This is a genomic window from Hydrogenophaga sp. YM1, assembly GCF_016903055.1.
Lineage (GTDB): Bacteria > Pseudomonadota > Gammaproteobacteria > Burkholderiales > Burkholderiaceae_C > Hydrogenophaga > Hydrogenophaga borbori.
Genome location: NZ_CP070223.1, coordinates 3187203 through 3207664, shown reverse-complemented (window position 1 = coordinate 3207664; position 20462 = coordinate 3187203). Strand labels below are relative to the sequence as shown.

Annotated in this window: 19 protein-coding genes; 13 read left to right on the top strand and 6 right to left on the bottom strand. The window is 71.5% G+C overall.

The annotated features are described in order from the left end of the window. Positions 1 to 25 precede the first annotated feature (25 nt). Genes nuoN through JNX00_RS15085 form a run of 4 tightly spaced genes read left to right on the top strand, consistent with a single transcriptional unit; the run spans position 26 to position 2918 of the window. Positions 26 to 1522 (top strand): NADH-quinone oxidoreductase subunit NuoN, encoded by a 1497-nt coding sequence (nuoN, locus tag JNX00_RS15100; protein ID WP_204742772.1) that lies wholly within the window; start codon positions 26 to 28, stop codon positions 1520 to 1522. A gap of 49 nt (positions 1523 to 1571) precedes the next feature. After that, complete coding sequence (locus JNX00_RS15095) at positions 1572 to 1877, top strand: DUF2818 family protein (protein WP_070397650.1); 306 nt, start codon at positions 1572 to 1574, stop codon at positions 1875 to 1877. After that, complete coding sequence (locus tag JNX00_RS15090; protein ID WP_204742771.1) at positions 1870 to 2451, top strand: NUDIX hydrolase; 582 nt, start codon at positions 1870 to 1872, stop codon at positions 2449 to 2451. Before JNX00_RS15095 ends, JNX00_RS15090 begins: the two co-directional genes overlap by 8 nt. Continuing rightward, the gene (locus tag JNX00_RS15085; RefSeq protein WP_070397652.1) at positions 2448 to 2918 is read left to right on the top strand and encodes a DUF1178 family protein; all 471 of its coding nucleotides are present in this window, start codon (positions 2448 to 2450) and stop codon (positions 2916 to 2918) included. Before JNX00_RS15090 ends, JNX00_RS15085 begins: the two co-directional genes overlap by 4 nt. A 163-nt stretch (positions 2919 to 3081) precedes the next feature. On the opposite strand, the gene JNX00_RS15080 is transcribed toward JNX00_RS15085, so the two are convergent. Beyond that, on the bottom strand, positions 3082 to 4386 hold the full coding sequence (locus JNX00_RS15080) for a Glu/Leu/Phe/Val dehydrogenase (RefSeq protein WP_070397653.1): 1305 nt from the start codon (positions 4384 to 4386) through the stop codon (positions 3082 to 3084). 169 nt (positions 4387 to 4555) lie between these two features. Here JNX00_RS15080 and JNX00_RS15075 point away from each other — a divergent pair, with 169 nt between their 5' ends. Both JNX00_RS15075 and JNX00_RS15070 read left to right on the top strand, forming a co-directional pair. Beyond that, positions 4556 to 5734, top strand: a complete 1179-nt coding sequence (locus tag JNX00_RS15075) for a YjgN family protein (RefSeq protein ID WP_070397654.1) — start codon at positions 4556 to 4558, stop codon at positions 5732 to 5734. A 6-nt stretch (positions 5735 to 5740) separates the two neighbouring features. Continuing rightward, positions 5741 to 6796, top strand: coding sequence for a M48 family metallopeptidase (locus tag JNX00_RS15070; RefSeq protein ID WP_204742770.1), 1056 nt, complete (start codon positions 5741 to 5743; stop codon positions 6794 to 6796). 31 nt (positions 6797 to 6827) lie between these two features. Here JNX00_RS15070 and JNX00_RS15065 read toward each other — a convergent pair whose 3' ends face one another. Continuing rightward, positions 6828 to 8609, bottom strand: a complete 1782-nt coding sequence (locus JNX00_RS15065; protein ID WP_204742769.1) for an ABC transporter transmembrane domain-containing protein — start codon at positions 8607 to 8609, stop codon at positions 6828 to 6830. A gap of 305 nt (positions 8610 to 8914) precedes the next feature. Between JNX00_RS15065 and JNX00_RS15060 the strand changes: the two genes are divergently transcribed. Further along, entirely contained in the window at positions 8915 to 9184 is a 270-nt protein-coding gene (locus tag JNX00_RS15060; RefSeq protein ID WP_204742768.1) for a hypothetical protein, read from the top strand. 30 nt (positions 9185 to 9214) lie between these two features. Here the strand turns inward: JNX00_RS15060 and JNX00_RS15055 are convergent, their stop codons facing one another. Beyond that, a complete protein-coding gene (locus tag JNX00_RS15055; RefSeq protein ID WP_204742767.1) occupies positions 9215 to 10342 on the bottom strand; it encodes a carotenoid 1,2-hydratase in 1128 nt (375 codons plus the stop codon). A 5-nt stretch (positions 10343 to 10347) separates the two neighbouring features. Further along, a complete protein-coding gene (locus tag JNX00_RS15050) occupies positions 10348 to 12876 on the bottom strand; it encodes an ABC transporter permease (protein ID WP_204742766.1) in 2529 nt (842 codons plus the stop codon). A gap of 97 nt (positions 12877 to 12973) precedes the next feature. Here JNX00_RS15050 and JNX00_RS15045 point away from each other — a divergent pair, with 97 nt between their 5' ends. The 4 genes from JNX00_RS15045 to proX all read left to right on the top strand — a co-directional run bounded on the left by JNX00_RS15045 (position 12974) and on the right by proX (position 16993). Then, on the top strand, positions 12974 to 13141 hold the full coding sequence (locus tag JNX00_RS15045) for a hypothetical protein (RefSeq protein WP_009515307.1): 168 nt from the start codon (positions 12974 to 12976) through the stop codon (positions 13139 to 13141). A 441-nt stretch (positions 13142 to 13582) separates the two neighbouring features. Further along, a complete protein-coding gene (proV, locus tag JNX00_RS15040) occupies positions 13583 to 14782 on the top strand; it encodes a glycine betaine/L-proline ABC transporter ATP-binding protein ProV (RefSeq protein ID WP_204742765.1) in 1200 nt (399 codons plus the stop codon). Between the two features lie 13 nt (positions 14783 to 14795). Next, the gene (gene proW, locus JNX00_RS15035; RefSeq protein WP_204742764.1) at positions 14796 to 15974 is read left to right on the top strand and encodes a glycine betaine/L-proline ABC transporter permease ProW; all 1179 of its coding nucleotides are present in this window, start codon (positions 14796 to 14798) and stop codon (positions 15972 to 15974) included. Continuing rightward, positions 15971 to 16993: a glycine betaine/L-proline ABC transporter substrate-binding protein ProX gene (gene proX, locus JNX00_RS15030; RefSeq protein WP_070397661.1), complete on the top strand. Its 1023-nt coding sequence runs from the start codon at positions 15971 to 15973 to the stop codon at positions 16991 to 16993. Before proW ends, proX begins: the two co-directional genes overlap by 4 nt. Positions 16994 to 17026: 33 nt before the next feature. On the opposite strand, the gene nth is transcribed toward proX, so the two are convergent. Further along, complete coding sequence (gene nth, locus JNX00_RS15025) at positions 17027 to 17662, bottom strand: endonuclease III (protein WP_204742763.1); 636 nt, start codon at positions 17660 to 17662, stop codon at positions 17027 to 17029. Positions 17663 to 17780: 118 nt separating this feature from the next. Here nth and JNX00_RS15020 point away from each other — a divergent pair, with 118 nt between their 5' ends. Beyond that, on the top strand, positions 17781 to 18971 hold the full coding sequence (locus tag JNX00_RS15020) for a PLP-dependent aminotransferase family protein (protein ID WP_070397780.1): 1191 nt from the start codon (positions 17781 to 17783) through the stop codon (positions 18969 to 18971). A 1-nt stretch (position 18972) separates the two neighbouring features. Next, the gene (locus tag JNX00_RS15015; protein ID WP_204742762.1) at positions 18973 to 19881 is read left to right on the top strand and encodes an alpha/beta hydrolase; all 909 of its coding nucleotides are present in this window, start codon (positions 18973 to 18975) and stop codon (positions 19879 to 19881) included. On the opposite strand, the gene JNX00_RS15010 is transcribed toward JNX00_RS15015, so the two are convergent. Next, positions 19854 to 20462 carry a 3'-5' exonuclease gene (locus JNX00_RS15010; RefSeq protein WP_070397663.1) on the bottom strand — a complete coding sequence of 203 codons (609 nt, stop codon included), beginning with the start codon at positions 20460 to 20462 and terminating at the stop codon, positions 19854 to 19856. The genes JNX00_RS15015 and JNX00_RS15010 overlap by 28 nt on opposite strands.

Here is a 20462-nt window from a genome sequence, read left to right as displayed (position 1 = left end):
GAATAGACCGAGCGAGAACAGCCCCATGATCGACAAACTCAGCTGGGTCGCGGCCTACCCGGAAATTCTGTTGGCGGTGATGACCTGCGTCATCGCGCTGGCCGACCTCGCGGTCAAGACGCCGCTGCGCGGCAGCACCTACGCGCTGACCCTGCTCACCCTGGCCGTCGTCGCGGTGTTCCTCGGCATGGCCGGCGCCTCGGGCAGCACCATCGAGGGCTTCGGCGGCATGATCGTCAGCGACCCCATGGGCAACTGGCTCAAGTGCTTCGCCACCATCGCCCTGATGGCCACCTTGGTCTACGGCCGCGCCTACGCCGGCGCGCGCGACATGCTGCGTGGCGGCGAGCTGTTCAGCCTGAGCCTGTTCGCGCTGCTGGGCATGTTCGTCATGATCTCGGGCCACAACTTCCTGGTGATCTACCTGGGCCTGGAACTGCTCACGCTCTCCAGCTACGCGCTGGTGGCGCTGCGCCGCGACGACACCGCCGCGACCGAAGCCGCCATGAAGTACTTCGTGCTGGGCGCGCTGGCCAGTGGCTTCCTGCTCTACGGCCTGTCCATGGTCTATGGCGCCACGGGCTCGCTCGACATCGGCCAGGTGATGGCGTCCATCGCCGGCGGCGAGGCCACGCTCAAGGGCTCTGTCCAGGTGCTGGTGCTGGGCCTGGTGTTCGTGGTCGCGGGCCTGGCCTTCAAGCTGGGCGTGGCGCCGTTCCACATGTGGGTGCCCGACGTGTACCACGGCGCTCCCACGTCCATCACGCTGCTCATCGGCGGCGCGCCCAAGCTGGCCGCCTTCGCCATCGTGATCCGCCTGCTCGTCGAAGGCCTGCAGCCGCTGGCCGTGGACTGGCAGCAGATGCTGGCCGTGCTGGCCGTGCTCTCGCTGCTGGTGGGCAACCTGGCCGCCATCGCGCAGACCAACCTCAAGCGCATGCTGGCCTTCTCCACCATTGCGCAAATGGGCTTCCTCATGCTGGGCCTGATGGCCGGCGTGTCCGGCGGCGATGGCAGCAACATGGCCAACGCCTACAGCTCGTCCATGTTCTACGTGGTGACCTACGTGCTCACCACGCTGGGCACCTTCGGCGTGATCATCCTGCTCTCGCGCGCGGGCTTCGAGTCCGACACCATCCAGGACCTGGCTGGCCTGAACCAGCGCAGCCCCCTGTACGCAGGCGTCATGGCGGCCTGCATGTTCTCGCTGGCGGGCGTGCCGCCGCTGGTGGGCTTCTACGCCAAGCTCTCGGTGCTGCAGGCGCTGCTGGCCTCGCCCAGCACCTTCCACGTCGGCCTGGCCGTGTTCGCGGTGGTGATGTCGCTGATCGGCGCCTTCTACTACCTGCGCCTGGTCAAGGTGATGTACTTCGACGCGCCCACGCAAAGCGCGCCCATCGAGGCCGGCCTGGACGTGCGCTCGGTGCTGTCGGTGAACGGCGCGCTGGTGCTGATTCTGGGCATCGTGCCGGGCGGCCTCATGGCCCTGTGCGCGCAGGCGGTGGCGGCCCTGTTCGCCTGAGGCCGCGGCGCGGGGAACCCTCCCGCGCCGGACCGCTCACACCGTCGCCATGAACCAAACCGCTCTGATCTGGCTGGTGCTGGCGGCCGCCCTGGTGGCCGCGAACCTGCCCTTCGTCAACAACCGCTGGCTCGCGGTGCTGCCGCGCGCGAAGCCCAAGACGCTGTGGCTGCGCCTGCTCGAACTCGTGCTGCTGTACTTCGCCGTCGGGGCCCTGGGCCTGGCCCTGGAGCAGCGCGTGGGCCAGATCTACCCGCAGGGCTGGGAGTTCTACGCCACCACGGCAAGCCTGTTCCTCACGCTGGCCTTCCCGGGCTTCGTGTACCGCTACCTCTACAAACGCCGCGGTGGCTGAGCCTCACCTGACCGAAGCGCCGCTGGCGCGCGCCGAGCTGCTGCGTGGCCACTTCCTGCACGTGGTGCGCGACACCGTGCGCCTGCCCACGGGCGCCGAGGCCACGCGCGAATTCGTGCTGCACCCGGGCGCGGTGATGGTGGTCCCTTTGCTGGAGGATGGCCGCGTGGTGCTGGAGCGCCAGTACCGCCACCCCATGGGGGCCGTCATGGTGGAGTTTCCCGCTGGCAAGCTCGACGCCGGCGAGGGCAGCCTGGCCTGCGCGCGGCGCGAGCTGCGCGAGGAGACCGGCTACGCGGCCCGGCAATGGGCCTTCGCGGGCCGCCTGGCGCCCACCATCGCGTACTCCGACGAGGTCATCGACGTCTGGTTCGCGCGCGGCCTGAGCCTGGGCGAGCGCGCGCTCGACGACGGCGAGGCGCTGGACGTCTTCACCGCCACGCCGGCCGAACTCCAGGCCTGGTGCCGCGACGGCCGGGTCATCGACAGCAAGACCCTGGTGGGCATGCTGTGGCTGCAGAATGTGCTCAGTGGCCAATGGGTCTTGGACTGGCAGGATAATTGCGCGCCATGAAGGTGCTCGATCTGCAATGCGCCCACCAGCACGTGTTCGAGGGCTGGTTCGGCTCCGAAGACGATTTCCACCAGCAGCTGGAGCGCGGGCTGGTGAGCTGCCCGCTGTGCGGGGATCAGCGCGTGGAGAAAAAACTCTCGGCGCCGCGCCTGAACCTGCGCGCGGGCCGCGAGCCACAGGGCGCGGCCCATGGCCCCGAAGGCCTCACGCTCAGCAACCACCCCGCACAGGCCGAATTGGCCGAGCTGCAGGCGCGCATGCTCAAGGCCATGCGCGAGATCATGGTCAACACCGAAGACGTGGGCGAGCGGTTCGCCGAGCAGGCCCGCGCCATGCACCACGGCGAGATCGAGCGCCGCAACATCCGCGGCCAGACCAGCGCGGCCGTGGCCCTGGAGCTGCTGGAAGAAGGCGTGGAGGTGATGCCCCTGCCCCTGCTGCCGGCGGTGAAGGACACCCTGCAATAGCAGGAATTCTCCCTCCGGCCGCTGCGCAGCTTCCTACCCGGAGCGCGTGCGCAACGCCAGAGATGCCGTGGAACCGGCTTTGCCGGGCCACTGGCATCGTCCCCCCTCCAAGCGCCGCAGGCGCGCCAGAGAAGGGGGAAGCCGCGCAGCGGCGCAGGGGGAGTCAGGGATACAAGCCGCGCAGATCGCGCGCGTGCAGGATGCGCTGGCAGGCGATGATGAAGGTGGCGGTGCGCAGGCTGACCTTGTGGTCCTCCGACACCTGCCACACGGCCGAGAAGGCGTCCTTCATGATCTTCACCAGGCGGGCGTTGATCTCGTCCTCGGTCCAGAAGAAGCTGGAGAAGTCCTGCACCCACTCGAAGTAGCTCACCGTCACGCCGCCGGCGTTGGCGATCACGTCGGGCAGCACGAGCACGCCGCGGTCGTGCAGGATGTCATCGGCTTGCGGGGTGGTGGGGCCGTTGGCGCCTTCGATCACCATGCGGGCCTGGATGCGGCCGGCGTTCTTGTCGGTGATCTGGCCTTCGAGCGCGGCGGGGATGAGGATGTCGCAAGGCACGCCCCAGAAGTCCTCGTTGGGGATGACCTGTCCACCCGCGAAGCCCGCCACGGAGCCGTGGCGGCCCACGTGGTCGAGCAGGGCGGGCACGTTCAGCCCGGCCTCGCTGTAGACCGTGCCGCCATGGTCCTGCACGGCCACCACGCGGGCGCCGGCCTCGGCGAACAGCTTGCCGGCCACGCCACCCACGTTGCCGAAGCCCTGCACGGCCACGCGCGAGCGGGTCACGTCCAGGCCGATGCGGCGCGCGGCCTCGATGCCGACGGTGTACACGCCGCGGCCGGTGGCCTCGCGCCGGCCGAGCGAGCCGCCCAGGTCGACCGGTTTGCCGGTGACCACGCCGGTGGCGGTGGCGCCCTCGTTCATGGAGTACGTGTCCATCATCCAGGCCATGACCTGCTCATTGGTGTTCACGTCGGGCGCGGGGATGTCCTTGGTCGGGCCGATGATGATGCCGATCTCGCTGGTGTAGCGGCGCGTCACGCGCTCGAGTTCGCCGCGCGTGAGCAGCTTCGGGTCGACCCGGATGCCGCCCTTGGCGCCGCCGTAGGGCACGTTCACTGCGGCGTTCTTGATGGACATCCAGGCCGCCAGGGCCATCACCTCGGACAGGGTCACGTCCTGGTGGAAGCGCACGCCGCCCTTGCCGGGCCCGCGGCTGGTGTTGTGCTGCACGCGGTAGCCCTCGAAGTGGGCCACGGTGCCGTTGTCCAGATGGATGGGCACGTCCACGATGAGGGTGCGCTTGGGCCGCTTGAGGGTGTCGACCCAGCGCCCCAGCTTGCCCAGGTAGGGCGCGACGCGATCGACCTGCTGGAGGTAGATGCCCCAGGGGCCGAGGTGGTGGGGGTCGAGGTAGGAGGGCAGGGCCTGGGTCAGCACGGAGGGAGGGGTGGGCGACGACATGGTGGGTCCTTCGATGGGGCATGGCCGCTGCGGGGCCACGGCGCCAAACACTGTACGCAGCGCCCCGGCGCTTGTCCAAGGCGGGCTGAGGATGGCTCCATGCCTGCGCTGCATGGCCTTGGCCGGCCGGTGCTAGCATCCGCCGGCCTGCTAACAGGAGGGAGGCAAGATGAACAACATCGATAGGCTGGGTGAGGCGCCGGGCGCACCGGATGCGCGGCCCCCGGTGCAGACGCTGCCGATCCGGTTCACCGGCTCAGGCAGCGAGTACTTCCGCATCTGGATCGTGAACCTGTTGTTGGTCCTGGTGACGTTCACGCTGTATTGGCCCTTCGCGCGGGCGCGGCGCATCGCGTATTTCCAGAACAACACCCTGGTGGGCGACGACCCGCTGGGTTTTCACGCCAACCCCTGGAAGATGTTCCGCGGCTACCTGGTGGTGGCGCTGTTCGGCCTGGCCTATGGCGTCACCTCGGAAACGGCGCCGCTGGTGGCCGGCGCCATCTTCCTGGTGTTCGCCCTGCTGTGGCCGGCGTTGTGGCGGGCCTCGCTGCAGTTTCGCCTGCGCAACACCAGCTGGCGCGGTGTGCGCCTGAGCTTCGAGGGCGACCTCAAGGGCGCCTACCTGGCCTTCGCGCCGCTGCTGCTGCCCGTGCTGGGTTTCGTGGCCCTGGGCCTGAGCGCGCCCGACCTGGCACCCGGCGAGGGCGCCTCGCCCGAGGAGCGGCGGCGCATGGGCCTGCTGTTCCTGGGCGTGATGGCGCTGTTCGCGCTGGTCATGCCCTGGTGTCTGGCGCGCATCAAGCAGTACCAGCACGGCGGCTACCGCTTTGCTGGCGAGCGCACCGAGCTGCGCGCCGGTGTGCGCCAGTTCTACGGGCTTGGCTTGCGCACCGGCGGCGTGATGCTGCTGGTGGTGCTGATCGTGGGCGCCATCGCGGCGCTGGGCGTGGGCTTGGCGGGGCGCACGGCGGCTGGCGTGCTGATGCTGAGCGGCGCCGTCGCGCTGGGCTATCTGCTGTTTCCCATGCTGGTGGTGACCCACTACACCGCCGCGCTGCAGAACCTGGTGTGGCAGAACACCCGCAGCCGCAACACGCGCTTTCGCAGCGGGCTGGGCTTTGGCGCGCTGGCGCGCGTGACGGCGGTGAACTGGCTGCTGATCGCGCTGACCTTGGGTCTGTATTGGCCTTTCGCCCAGGTGCGCCTGGCGCGCGCCCGGCTGGAGGCCATGGCGCTGCAGGTCAAGGGCTCGGTGAACGACTGGCTGGCGCACGCGCAGCGGCGCGACGTCGGCCCGCTGGGCGACGCCGCGGGCGACTTCTTCGGCATCGACATGGGGTTGTGAGCGGGCATGGGTGAGCCGCTGCCCACGCGCTGGTTCGATGGCCGCAGCCCGCGCGGGCGCGCGGTGCAGCTGCGCGTCGAGGGCGATGAGCTGGTGCTGGAGCCGCTGGACGCCGAGCGCGCCGAGCCGCCGCGGCGCTACCTCCTGCGCGAGGTGCGCTGGCCCGAGCGCCGCACACACGGCCAGCGCCAGACCGAATTGCCCGACGGCGGCCTGATCCAGCACGCCGACGCCGGCGGCTGGGACGCCTGGTGGGCCGCCCAGGGCCTGCGCGAGTCCTGGGTGGTGGGCTGGCAGCAGAGCTGGCGCGCCACCGCCGCGGCGGTGGTGGGCGCCGTCGCGGTGCTGCTGGCGAGCTGGTTCTGGGGCGTGCCCGTGGCCAGCCAGTTCGTCGCGCAGCGCCTGCCGCTGTCGCTGGACGAGCGCATCGGGCGCGACGGCCTGGCCCAGCTCGACCGCGCGCTGCTCAAGCCCACGCGCCTGGACGAGGCGCGGCGCCAGGCGATCGAGCGGCGCTGGCGGGCCTTCGTCGAGCGCGCCCACCCCGAGGGCGACGCGCCCGCCTGGCGCCTGTCGTTCCGGCATGCGCCCGAGTTGGGCCCCAACGCCCTGGCCCTGCCGGGCGGACAGATGGTCGTGACCGACCAACTGGTCGAGCTGCTGCACGACCGGCCCGACGCGCTGACCGGCGTGCTGGCGCACGAGCTGGGCCACGTGCGCCACCGCGACGGCCTGGACATGCTGGTGCGCGCCAGCCTGCTGAGCGCCATCGTGGGCGTGGTCTTCGGCGACGCCAGCGGCTTCATCGCCAGCGTGCCGGCGGCGCTGCTGACCCAGTCTTACTCGCGCGACGTGGAGCGCCGCGCCGACGCCTACGCGGCCGAGCGGCTGGACCGCGCGGGCCTGTCGCCGGCCGTGATGGTCTCGCTGTTCGAGCGCCTGGCCACCGCGCGAAAAAACCAGGACCGCGACGCCGACGGCGTGCTGCCGATCGCGTTGGCCAGCCACCCGGCGGACGAGGAGCGCATCCGCTTCTTCCGCGAGTGGGCGCCCGAGCGCTGAGGCTGGGCGCGGGCACGCCGCGCCGGCGGAATCAGGCGTTGAACTGCAGAGCCGCCAGGCCCGCGTACACCCCGCCGCGCGCCACCAGCTCGGCGTGCGTGCCTTGCTCCACGAGGCGCCCGTGGTCCATCACCACGATGCGGTCGGCGCGCTGCACCGTGGCCAGCCGGTGGGCGATGACCAGGGTGGTGCGGTTGCGCATGGCGGCCTCCAGTGCCGCCTGCACCACGCGCTCGCTCTGCGCGTCCAGCGCGCTGGTGGCCTCGTCCAGCAGCAGCAGCGGCGGGTTCTTCAGCATGGCGCGCGCGATGGCGATGCGCTGGCGCTGGCCGCCCGACAGGCGCACACCGCGCTCGCCCAGGAAGGTGGCGTAGCCCTCGGGCAGTTGGGCGATGAACTCGTCGGCGAAGGCGGCGCGCGCGGCGGCCTTCACCGCTTCGTCGCTGGCGCCCGGCTGGCCGTAGCGGATGTTCTCCATCGCGCTGCTGGAGAAGATCACCGGGTCCTGCGGCACGATGCCGATGCGCTCGCGCAGGTCCTGCAGCCGCAGGGCGTTGATCGGCGTGCCGTCGAGCACGATGCGGCCCTGCTGGGGGTCGTAGAAGCGCAGCAGCAGCGAGAACACGGTGGTCTTGCCGGCGCCGCTGGGGCCCACGATGGCGACCGTCTGCCCCGGCGCCACCGCCAGCGAAAACCCGTCCAGCGCCGCCTGCGCCGGGCGCGAAGGGTAATTGAAGCGGACCTGCTCGAACGCCAGCGCGCTGCCGCCCGCCGGCAGCGGCGCGTCCACGGCGTTCGCGGGCGACCGCACCGGCGACTCGCTGGCCAGCAGCTCCACCAGGCGCTCGCTCGCGCCCGCGGCGCGCAGCAGGTCGCCGTACACCTCGCCCAGCACGGCCACCGCGCCCGCGAAGATCACCACGTAGAACACCGCCTGGCCCAGTTGCCCCGGCGACAACTGGCCGTTCAGCACCGCCTGCGTGCCCTGGAACATGCCCCAGAGAATGAGCGCCGCGTTGGCGATGATGACAAAGGCCACCAGCGCGGCGCGCGCCTTGGTGCGGCGCACGGCGGTCTCGAACGCGTGCTGGGTGGATTGCTCGAAGCGTTGGGATTCGCGCCCCTCGGCCGCGTAGCTCTGCACCGTGGGAATCGCGTTCAGCACCTCGGCCGCGATGGAGCTCGAATCGGCGATGCGGTCCTGGCTGGCGCGCGAGAGCCGGCGCACCCGGCGCCCGAACCACATGGCCGGCAGCACCACCAGCAGCACCGTGGCCAGCACCAACACCATCACATAGGGGTGCGACCACACCAGCATCACCAGCGCGCCCAGGCCCATCACCGCGTTGCGCAGGCCCATGGACAACGAGGAGCCCACGACGGTCTGCACCAGCGTGGTGTCGGCCGTCAGTCGCGACAGCACCTCGCCGGTCTGCGTGGTCTCGAAGAACTGAGGGCTCTGGCGCAGCACGTGGCGGTATACCGCGTTGCGCAGGTCGGCCGTGATGCGCTCGCCGATCCAGCTGACCAGGTAGAAGCGCACCGCCGAGAACAGGCCCAGCGCCACCGCCACCCCGAACAGCGCCGCGAAATGCTCGCGCAGCGCCAGCACCTGATCACCACGCCCCGCCGGCACCAGGCCGTCGTCGATCAGCAGGCGCAGCGCCACCGGAAACGCCAGCGTGGCCGCCGCCGCCAGCACCAGGAAGAGCAGGGCCAGCCCCATTTGCAGGCGGTAGGGACGCATGAAGGGCAGCAGCCCGGTGAGCGAACGCGGGCTCTTGCCCGAGGGGCGGTCGGAGGCGGTGGCCATGGGGGAGGGGACCCGGAGGTCGGTGCCGAGGGGGGTGCTTAGCTTAGGCCAAGACGCGTGCGCCGAGCGGCGGCGCCCGCCATGCGCCGATCCAGCGCCGGCCCGGCTCGCCGCACCGGTCCAGGCGCCAGTGAAGGGGACGCCCCGAACAACAGCCGCCGAGCGGGCGTGCCAACACGTCGGCATCGGCGTTTCGGCGCCATGCTCGCAGCCGCCGTTGCTTCTTGTCCTCTCCCCGCCATCCCATTGCACGCCATCGAATCGCGTGATAACAATCGCCGCTCCGACACCCCCAGGAGTTCCCCATGCTCACCCGCACCCTGATCCTCGCCGCCGCCCTGGCGTTCACCGCCACCGGTTCCTGGGCCGACGAGGCCACCTGCCAGGCGAAGGCGATGGAGAAGAAGCTGGCCGGCGCCGCCAAGAACTCCTTCATGACCAAATGCAAGAAGGACGCCACGGCGGCCTGCACCACGGCCGCGGGCGAGAAGAAGCTTTCCGGCGCGGCCAAGACCAGCTTCACCAACAAGTGCGTGCGCGACGCCGTGGGCGCCGAGGACAAGAAGCCGTCCTGATGCCCGCTTGAGCGCGGCGCGCGCGCCGCCTCAGAGCACCAGCCGCTGGGCGTACCCGGTCATTTCCAGGTAGCCCCGCCCCACCAGGCGGCCGTTGCTGTCGATCAGCTCCGACAGGCCTTCCCAGTAGATCGCGCCGGTGCTGGCGCGGCTGTCGAGTTCCTGCGCGTCGACCAGCGCGCGCACGGTGTAGAAGTCGGCCGGCGTGCGCACCAGCCATTCCACGGGGTAGCGCGTGCGCGTGAGCGGGCTGGTCCACCAGCGTTGGGGCTTGAATTCCACCTCGCCCGGGGCGAAGCGGTGGATGGCGTTCGGCTCGCGCGCGTCGGCCGCGGCGCGGAAGGAGCCGCCCGCCCACAGGGCCGAGCCGTCGGCGCGGCGCAGCCGGAAAGCGGTGAGGGCGTGGCCGTCGAACAGGTTCATGCCGATCCAGTCCCAGCCCACGGCCTCGGGGTGCAGCAGGGCCTCGCTCCACTCGTGGTCCAGCCAGGCACTGCCGCTCACCTGGAAGCGCTGGCCGGCCAGGCCCAGGGTGCCGCTGACCTGGAGTTGCGGCTGCGAGACGTAGAAGCTGGACTGCGCGGCGTCCGGCCCCTTGCGCGAGAAGCCCCGGTCGCCCTGCAGCAGCCAGGCCTGCGGCGCGCGGGCCTCGATGTCGATCAGCAGCGTGTCGCCCACGGCGCGCGTGGCGTAGCCGCCGTCGGCGCGGCGGCGGATGAACCAGTCGCGCAGCACCACCTCGGTGTCGGTTTCGCTGGCGAACACGGCGCGTTCGGTGCTGGCGGGCCGTTCGCCGTTCCAGCGCGCGATGCGCTGGTCGTGGTGCAGGCGCCGGCCCGCGACGTCGGTGATGGCGGCGTGCGCGAACAGCAGCTGGCGCGCGGCCAGGCGGCCGGGCAGGTCGCGCGCCTCGTCCACGCGGCTGCGGAAGAAAGTGATCTGGAAGCCGAAGTCGCGGCCGCCGCCGTCGCGCGCGTGGCCGGTGAGGTACCACCACTCGGTGCGCGTGTCGGGGTGGCTGCCGTGGTCGCGCGGGAACACCAGTTCGCGCGGGCGCAGGGTGTCGCCGGGGCGGGCGATGTCGCGCGCCGGCGCCAGCGGCCAGGCCAGGGCGGCGGCGCTGCCGAGCAGCCAGTGGCGGCGGGAGAGGGGGTGCATGGCGTTCACCAGTCCTGCCTGACGGCCTGCACCGCGTCGCGGCTGGCCGCCGCGCGCCCGGCCAGCCAGGCCGTGAGCGTGCCGGCCAGCACCACCGCCAGCGCCAGCGCACCCAGCCGCGCCCAGGGCAGCACCAGGTCCATGGTCCAGTGGAAGCTCTGTGGATTGACCACGTGCACCAGCACCAGGCTGACCAGCAGGCCCAGGGCCGTGCCGGCCAGCGCGCCCAGGGCCGTCCAGGCCAGGCCCTCGGCCGCCACCACGCCCAGGATCTGGCGCCGCGTGAGGCCCAGGTGCGCGAGCAAGCCGAACTCCTTGCGCCGCACCAGCACCTGCGCGCTGAAGCTCGCGGCCACGCCGAACAGGCCGATGCCGATGGCCACGGCTTGCAGCCAGACGGTGACGGCGAAGCTGCGGTCGAAGATGCGCAGCGAGGCGGCGCGGATCTGCTCCGCCGAGGCGAACTCGATGCTGTCCTGCAGGCCCTGCGCTTGCGCGAGTGCGTCGATGGCGTCGCGCACCGCCTGCGGGTCGGCGCCGGGCGCCAGGTGCAGCGCCAGGTCGCTCACGAGGCGCTCGCCGCTCAGGCGCGCGAAGGTGTCGGCGTCGATGGCCACGCTGCCGTGCTGGCGCGCGTAGTCGCGCCAGACGCCGGCCACCACGTAGCGGGCGCGCCGGGCCTCGGGCGCGGCCAGGGCCTGGGCCAGCGCGGGCAGGGGTTGGCCCAGGCGTGCGCCATACAGGTCGGCCATGGCCTCGCTCGCATAGACGGGCACGTCGGGCGCGGCCACGGCGGCGGTCTCGCCCACCAGGGGCAGCGGCAAAGGATCGCCGCGCAGCGGGCGCACCACCAGCGTCACCGGCGGGCGCGCGGGGTCGAACTGCAGGGGCAGGGCGCGCAGCGGGTCGGCGCGCGCCACCCCGGGCACGGCCGACACCGCGTCCACGAAGGCCGGCGGCAGGTGCTGGCTGTCCCCGGCGCCGCCGCTGCCGCGCAGGTAGAGCGGGGCGGGCAGCACGGTGTCCAGCCAGTGCGTTACCGAGTCGCGAAAGCTCGCCACCATGACCGTGAGCGCCACCGACAGGGCCAGGCTGGCCACCACGCCGCTGGTGGCCACGGCGGCGGTCTCGCGCAGGCGGCGCGCGCGCTCCACCGCCAGCAGCGGCAACAGGTGGCGCGTGGTGTGCGGCGCGAGGCGGTCCAGCAGGGCCGACACGCCCAGCGGCAGCGCCGCGATACCGCCGACCAGCAGCAGGCCCACCGACACATAGGCCCCCAGCGGCAGGCCGGCCACGGGCGGCGCCAGCGCGGCCAGGCCGGCGAGCAGCAGCAGCCCCAGGGCCAGTGTGTGCCGCCGCGCCGTGGGCGCGTCCGTGCCCAGGCCCTTGAGCGCCTGCGCCGGCGCCAGGGCCTGCGCCGCGCGCGCCGGCCACCAGCCGCCGGCCACGGCCGCCGCCACGCCCAGCGCGCCGTACAGCAGCGCGGCCCACGGGCTCCAGCGCAGGGCGGGCGACACGCCGGTGAAGTAGCCGCCGCCCAGGTCGCCGCCGAGCTGGCGCAGCGCGAGCGCCGCCACGGCGCTGCCCAGGGCCACGCCGATGGCGCCGCCCAGCAGGCCCAGCAGGGCCGATTCGGCCAGCACCAGGCGCAGCCGCTCGCGCGCCGACAGGCCCAGCACGCCCAGCAGCGCCAGCGGCCCCTGCCGCCGAGCGACCGACAGGGACAGCACCGAGAACACCAGGAAGGCCCCCGTGAACAGGGCCACCAGCGCCAGCACCGTGAGGTTGACGCGGTAGGCGCGCGACAGGTTGCTGATGCGCTCGCCCGCCTGTTCGGGGCGCTGGGCCAGGGTGCCCGGGGGCAGTTGCAGCTCGTCCAGCACGCGCTCGGCCGGTGCGCCGGGGACCAGCCGCAGGTCGACGCGGCTGAGCGCGCCGATCCGCCCGGCCATGGCCTGCGCGGCCGCAATGTCCATCACCAGCACCGGCGCGCCGGGCGCGTTCACCTGGCCGGCGACGCGCAAGGCGTGATCGGCCGCGCCCAGCCGCAGCCCGACGGTGGCGGCGCCGCCGACGGCCTGGCGCGCGCTCGCGTTCAGGAACACGGCGTCGGGCGCGAACAGGTCCAGGCGGCGGCCGCCGTCCCCACCCGTCAGCGGCATCAGCGCGGGCGCCACGCGGCCCACGCTGAGAGCGTCCACGCCGATCAGGCGCGCCGGCAGGCGCTCGCCGCGGGCCGTGGCCAGCGAGGCGGGCAGCTCCAGCACCGGGCTGGCCGCCGCCACGCCCGGGTGCGCGGCCACGCGCTCGAACAGGGCGTCGTCCAGCAGGCCCTGGCGGGCGCGCAGCTCGATGTCGGGCTGGCCGTTGACGGCGCTCACGGCGTCGCGGAACTCGGCCAGTGCCGAGGCGTTGATGAGCTGCACCGCCAGCGCCAGCGCCACGCCCAGCGCCACGGCGAGCACGGCGATGGCCGTGCGCCAGGGGTGGTGGCGGAACTCGGGCCAGGAGACGGTGGCGAGCAGGCGAAGCATGCGGGCAGCATACGTGGACGGGGGTGGTGCGCGAACGCGTCCGCGTCCTGTGGTCCAATACCGGTTTTTCGTCACCCGCCGCTCTAAGGAAAGTGCCATGGGCAACAAGATCGTCACCGAGGCCGACCGCAAGGCCACCCCCCGTCCCGTCGCTGCCAATGGCGTCGTGCTGCCCACCCCCGGCCGTGGCCAGCGCCGCAGCCTGGAGCGCGGCGTGGCCACGCGCAGCAAGAAGAACCCCGGCAAGCGCCCGCACAGCGGCTGATCGCTGCGGTTCCCGGCAAAAGCCCGCTCCGGCGGGCTTTTTGTTTTCCGATGCCGGCCGTTGCCAGCCGATGCCAATGGCCTGGCTTGACTCGCATAGATCAAAAAGTTACAATCCTCGCTTCCCTAACAGTCAACAAGACATGTTGACGCACCGGGCGCTACTCGCGGATCGACCTGAATCCCGTCGCGGCGCTGGTGATACCCCGCCGGGCCTTGCCCGGCACCGGCTGGATTCCAGCCAACTGCCGCCGCGTCGCGCCACCTCGTTCACGCCCCTCGACCAGGCCCGCTGAACGGCTCCCCTTGGCGTGCACAGGCGCTGCATGCGTCGTGCTTCGTCGTCTTCAGTGCCTGCTGCGTGGCTGCGGTCCGCGGCCGCCTGCGCGTTTGTCCCCAGGCGGCCATTGCCCAAAGCCCACCCACAAGGAGGCCCGCCGCAATGGCAAAAGACATTCAGATCGACCACGTGTTCAAGGTCTTCGGCGACGAGCCGCAGGCCGCGCTCGCCCTGGTGCGAGAGGGCCGCAGCAAGCAGGAGATCCTGGCCGAGACGGGCCAGTCCATCGGCGTCTTCGACGCGCACTTCACCATCCAGGCCGGCGAGATCTTCGTGATCATGGGCCTGTCGGGCTCCGGCAAGTCCACGCTGGTGCGCCTGCTCAACCGGCTCATCGAGCCCAGCGCCGGCCGGGTCGTGATCGACGGCCGCAACATCTTCGAGCACAGCGACCGCGAGCTGCGTGCCCTGCGCCGCAAGGACATCAGCATGGTGTTCCAGTCCTTCGCGCTGATGCCGCACATGACGGTGCGCGACAACACCGCTTTCGGGCTGGAGCTGGCGGGCGTGGACAAGGCCACGCGCCTGGCCCAGGCCGACGAGGCCCTCTCGCAGGTGGGCCTCGCCGGCTGGGGCGACAGCTACCCCGACGAGCTGTCTGGCGGCATGCAGCAGCGCGTGGGCCTGGCGCGCGCGCTGGCCAGCGACCCGTCCATCCTGCTGATGGACGAAGCCTTCTCGGCGCTGGACCCGATCATCCGCACCGACATGCAGAGCGAGCTGCTGCGTCTGCAGGAGGTCAAGCGCCGCACCATCGTCTTCATCTCGCACGACCTGGACGAGGCCATGCGCATCGGCGACCGCATCGCCATCATGAAAGATGGCCAGGTGGTGCAGGTGGGCACGCCCGAGGAGATCCTGCGCGAACCGGCCGACGACTACGTGCGCAACTTCGTGCGCGGCGTGGACGCGGCGGCCGTGTTCAAGGCCGGCGACATCGCGCGCCGCAGCCAGGTGGTGGTGGCCGAAAGCCCCACGCGCGGCGCGCGTGCGGCCTTGTCCATGCTGGAGCAGCAGGACCGGGAGTACGCCTTCGTGGTGTGCACGCAGGAGCGCTTCCAGGGCATGGTGTCCGTGGAGTCGCTGCGCGCCGCGCTCAAGGGGCACGAGGGCCCGCTGGGCCTGCAGCACGCCTTCCTGCCCGGCGTGCAGGCGCTGGAGGCCGGGCACCCCGTCAATGAACTGTTCGGCCAGGTGGCGCAAGCACCCTGGCCGCTGCCGGTGGTGGGCGCGAACGGCCGGTACGTCGGCGCCATCAGCAAGACCACGCTGCTGCGGTTCATGGACCGCGGCGGCGAGTGAGAAAGGAGCAGCGATGCAGGACACGACCCCCATTTCCCCGAACGACATCCCGCTCGCGCAGGCCGACGCCGCCGCGACCGACCCCTGGGCCTCCGCCGCGCCCGCGGCTGAGCCCCAGGGGTCGGTCGCGGCGCCGGCCGGCGACGCCTGGTCCACCAGCACGCAAGCCTCGGGTGGCGACTGGTTGAACGCCGCGCCGGCCGATGCCGCCGCCGCGCCCGGCGCGGACGGCTTTCACCTCAGCCAGCTCTGGGACGGCAGCCTGCCCGTGCAGGACTGGATCAACAGCGGCCTGGGCTGGGCCGTGGACCATTTCCGGCCCTTCTTCCAGGCCGTGCGCGGCCCCATCGACGCCACGCTGGGCGGCGTGGAAGCCGCCTTGCTGGCCGTGCCGGTGCCGGTGATGGTGGCCCTGCTGGGCCTGATCGCCTGGCAGTGCGCGGGTCGCGGCGTGGCCATCGGCGCGGTGGTCTCGCTGCTGCTGGTGTCGACGCTGGGCATCTGGCCCGAGGCCATGGTCACGCTCTCGCTGGTGCTGACCTCGCTGGCCTTCTGTGTGCTGATCGGCCTGCCGCTGGGGGTGCTCCTGGCGGCCAACGACCGCGCCCAGCGTGTCGTGCGGCCCGTGCTCGACGCGATGCAGACCACGCCGGCCTTCGTCTACCTGGTGCCGGTGGTGATGCTGTTCGGCATCGGCAACGTGCCCGGCGTGATCGTCACCATCGTGTTCGCGCTGCCGCCGCTGGTGCGCCTGACCACGCTGGGCATCCGCCAGGTGCGGCCCGACCTGATCGAAGCCGCCCAGGCCTACGGCGCTTCGCCCTGGCAGATGCTGACCAAGGTGCAGCTGCCCCTGGCCATGCCCTCGATCATGGCGGGCGTCAACCAGGCGCTGATGCTGTCGCTGTCCATGGTGGTGATCGCTTCCATGATCGCGGTGGGCGGCCTGGGCCAGATGGTGCTGCGCGGCATCGGCCGCCTGGACATGGGCCTGGCCACGGTCGGCGGCCTGGGCATCGTGCTGCTGGCCATCACGCTGGACCGCATCACCCAGGCCATGGGCCAGCCGCGCCGCGGCGCGCGCCACTGGTGGCAGACCGGGCCTGTGGGCCTGGTGCTGCGGCTGGCGCGAAGCCGCCGTCACCCTTCACTTTCTTCCTCCAACGACCTCACCCAAGGAGAAACCGCATGAACGTTCCATTCCACCGATTCACGCTGTGGCGCAAGCTCTTCGCCGCCGGCCTGGTGGCCGCCACGGCGGCCACCGCCATCGCCCAGGACCTGCCCGGCAAGGGCGTCGTGGTCAAGCCGGTGAAGAGCTCCATCGCTGAAGAAACCTTCCAGACCCTGCTGGTGGGTCGCGCGCTGCAGAAGCTGGGCTATGAGGTGCAGCCGATCAGCGAGGTGGAGTACGCCACCGCCCACGTGGCCCTGGCCAACGGCGACGCCACCTACCTGGCCAGCCACTGGGACCCGCTGCACGCCGACTTCTACAAGAACGCCGGCGGCGACGCCAAGCTCTCGCGCACCGGCGCCTACTCGCCCGGCGCGGCCCAGGGCTACCTGATCGACAAGAAGACGGCCGACGCCCACAAGATCACCAACGTCGCGCAGCTGCAGAAGCCCGAGATCGCCAAGCTCTTCGACGCCGATGGCGATGGCAAGGCCGACCTGACCGGCTGCAACCCCGGCTGGGGTTGCGAGGCCGTCATCGAACACCAGCTCACGGCCTACAAACTGCGCGACACCGTGCGCCACGTGCAGGGCAGCTACTCGGCGCTGATCGCCGACACCATCACCCGCTACAAGCAGGGCAAGCCCATCCTGTACTACACCTGGACGCCCTACTGGGTGAGCGGCGTGCTGCGCCCGGGCCAGGACGTGGTGTGGCTGCAGGTGCCGTTCTCCTCGCTGCCCGGCGAGCAGGCCAAGCTGGACACCAAGCTGCCCAATGGCCAGAACTACGGCTTCGTCATCAACACGCAGCGCATCGTGGCCAACCGCGCCTTCGTGGAGAAGAACCCGGCCGCGGGCAAGCTGTTCGAGGTGATGAAGCTGTCGGTGGGCGACATCAATGCCCAGAACCTGCGCATGCGCGACGGCGAGAACAAGCCGGCCGACATCGAGCGCCACGTCGACGCCTGGATCAAGGCCAACCAGAAGACCTTCGACGGCTGGATCGCCGAGGCGAAGGCGGCGGCCAAGGGCTGAGCCCTGCTGGCGGGCGCTGGCTTGACGCCAGCGTCAACCCGCCGTCTTGGGCGTGAAGTCGCAGTACGCCGCCACCGCGCAGCGGTGGCACTGCGGCTTGCGAGCCAGGCACACGTAGCGCCCGTGCAGGATGAGCCAGTGGTGCGAGTCCACCGCGTACTCGGGCGGCACGCGCTTCATCAGCGCCAGTTCCACGGCCAGCGGGGTCTTGCCCGGCGCCAGGCCGGTGCGGTTGCTGACGCGAAAGATGTGCGTGTCCACCGCCATGGTGGGCTCGCCGAAGGCCACGTTGAGCACCACGTTGGCCGTCTTGCGGCCGACGCCGGGCAGGGCCTCCAGCGCCTCGCGCGTGCGTGGCACCGCGCCGCCGTGGCGCTCCACCAGGATGCGGCAGGTCTCCATGAGGTGTCGGGCCTTGCTGCGGAACAGGCCGATGGTCTTGATGTAGCCCTCCAGCCCCTGCAGCCCCAGGGCCAAGATGGCCTGCGGCGTATTGGCCACGGGGAACAGCTGGCGCGTGGCCTTGTTGACGCTCACGTCGGTGGCTTGGGCCGACAGCAGCACGGCGGCCAGCAGCTCGAAGACGGTGGTGTATTCCAACTCCGACTGGGGGCTGGGGTTGCTCGCCTTCAGGGTGGCGAAGAAGGGTTCGATCAGCTCGCGCTTCATGGGCGCGCAGTCTATCCATCCCTCCGAGGGTTTGCCCGGGGCCGATGCGCGGCGCGCGGTTTTGGTGACAATGCGCCATTCCGATCCGACCCCACCCCCCGTCCGCATGAGCCACACCATTCCCTTCGCCGATCGCCTGAACAACGTCGAAACCTCCGCCATCCGCGAGCTGTTCAAGCTGCTCGGCAAGCCCGGCATCATCAGTTTCGCGGGCGGGTTTCCCGACAGCGCCCTGTTCGACGTCGACGGCATCCGCGAGGCCGTGAACGCCGCGTTGAGCGAAGAGCCCGGCGCCACCCTGCAGTACGGCGCCACCGAGGGCCACCAGCCCCTGCGCGAGCAGCTGGCCGCCTTCATGGCCAGCAAGGGCGTGCGCGGGCTCGCCGCCAGCGACCTGATCGTCACCACCGGCAGCCAGCAGGCGCTGGACCTGCTGGGCAAGACGCTCGTGTCGCCCGGCGACAAGGTGATCGTCGAAGGCCCCACCTTCCTGGCCACCATCCAGTGCTTCCGCCTGTACGGCGCCGACCTGGTCACCGTACCCGTGGACGGGCAGGGCGCCCAGACCGATCGGCTGGAGCAACTCATCGCCGAGCACAAGCCCAAGTTCGTCTACCTCATCCCCACCTTCGGCAACCCCAGCGGCGCCATGATGAGCCTGGAGCGCCGCAAGGCCGTGCTGCGGATGGCGGTCAAGCACGGCACCCTGATCGTGGAAGACGACCCCTACGGCGACCTGTACTTCGGCGAAGCGCCGCCGCCCAGCCTGCTGGCCCTGGCCGACGAGGTGCCCGGCGCGCGCGACGTCCTGGTGCACTGCGGTTCGCTGAGCAAGGTGCTCAGCCCCGGCCTGCGCGTGGGCTGGATGGTGGGGCCGGCCGAATTGCTGGCCAAGGCCACCATGTGCAAGCAGTTCAGCGACGCCCACACCAGCACCTTCGCCCAGGCCACGGCGGCCCAGTACCTCAAGGCCGGTCGCATGCCCGCCACGCTGTCGCGCGTGCGTCGCGTCTACGCCGAGCGTGCCGCCACCATGACGGCCGCGCTGCGGCGCGAACTGGGCGACGCGATCGACTTCGTCGCGCCCCAGGGCGGTTTGTTCGTGTGGGCCTGGCTCACCGGCGCGGGCGGCAAGGTGGCCGACGGCGCGGTCTTCGCGAAGAAGGCCATCGAGCAGGGCGTGGCCTTCGTGCCAGGCGCCCCGTTCTTCGCCACCGACCCGGTGCACGCCACGCTGCGCCTGAGCTTCGCCACCGCGCCGCTGGACAAGATCGAGGAAGGCATTCAACGGTTGGGCAAAGCCTTGTGACATGAACACCACCACCACCGCTGCCCGGGTCGCCGGGTCCGACGACGGTCCCGAGACACAACCGGGCCCCGTGCCCGAACTGGTGATCGACGACGTCGACGTCTTCATCGATGGCGTGGGGCCCCAGACGGTGGTGATGGTGCATGGCTGGCCCGACACGCCCGCGCTGTGGGATGGCACCGTGGCCGCCCTGGTGCCCGACTGGCGCTGCGTGCGCTTCCATCTGCCGGGCTTCGACCTGGCGCGCGGCCCCCGGCCCATGAGCCAGAGCGACATCGTCGCGCTCATCGCGCGCATCGTGGACGCCGTGAGCCCCGACCAGCGCGTGACCCTGCTGCTGCACGACTGGGGCTGCGCCTTCGGCTACACCTACGCCAAGCGCCACTCAGAGCGCGTGGCGCGCATCGTGGCGCTGGACATCGGCGACGTGGGCTCGCGCGACTACTTCGAATCCCTGGGCTGGCGCGAGAAGCTCATGATCGCGGGCTACCAGCTCTGGTTGGCCACCGCCTGGTCACTGGGCCCGCGTGCGCCCGGCCTGGCCAACCGCATGACGCGCTGGATGGCGCGCCGGATCGGCTGCCGCAACGACCCAGCCCTGATCGGCTGGGAGATGAACTACCCCTACGCCATGCGCTGGTTCAATGCCTTCGGCGGTCTGCGCGGCGCGGGCCAGGCCGAGCGGCTGATCGACGAGCAGCTGCCGGGCCTGTTCGTCTATGGCCGGCGCAAGCCCTTCATGTTCCATTCCAGCCGCTGGGTGCGCCACCTCAACCGCACCACCGGCTGCGCGGCCAAGTCGCTGGACACGGGGCACTGGATCATGAAACAGAAGCCGGCCGAGTTCCACGCCGTGCTCAAGGACTGGCTGGCCAACGTGACTCAGCCCGCCTCCACCCCCAAGGCCTGAGCCACCCGGAACGCCGCCCAGGCGTCGTTGGCCGCGTAGAGCAGCTGCGCTTCGCTCAGGCTGGCGGCGGCCCAGTTGCTGGTGGCGGCCTTCTTGCTCTTGGCGAAGCGCTGGCCGAACAGCACCGCCACGGCGGCGCGCACGCCCATGTCCTTGCGGTAACCCTGGGCGCGGAAGAGGGCGTTGAGTTCGATCACGCCCGCGGGTTCGATGCCCAGCTTGGCGCGCACCCGCAGGTTGTCGTCGCGCAGGCCGAAGCCCGCCTTGGCGTGCGCCGGGTGGGCCAGCAGGGCCGCCACCGCCGCGCGGCAGCCCGGGTCGGCCAGCTGGAACACCCAGGCGCGCTCGGCGATGGCCAGTTGCACCACGTGCGGGCCGTCAGACACCTGGTCCTTGAAGAAGGTGGGCTTGGATTCTGTGTCGAAGCCCCAGACCGGGTGAGCGGCCAGCGCGGCGGCGGCGTCGCGGGCGCCGTCGGCGCTGCGCACCAGCGCGATGCGCGCGAGGTCCAGCGGCGGGAAGGGGGGTAGGGCGTCGATGGCGTCCTTGTCGGGCGTGGGTCGGGTTTCGCGCGCGGTCAT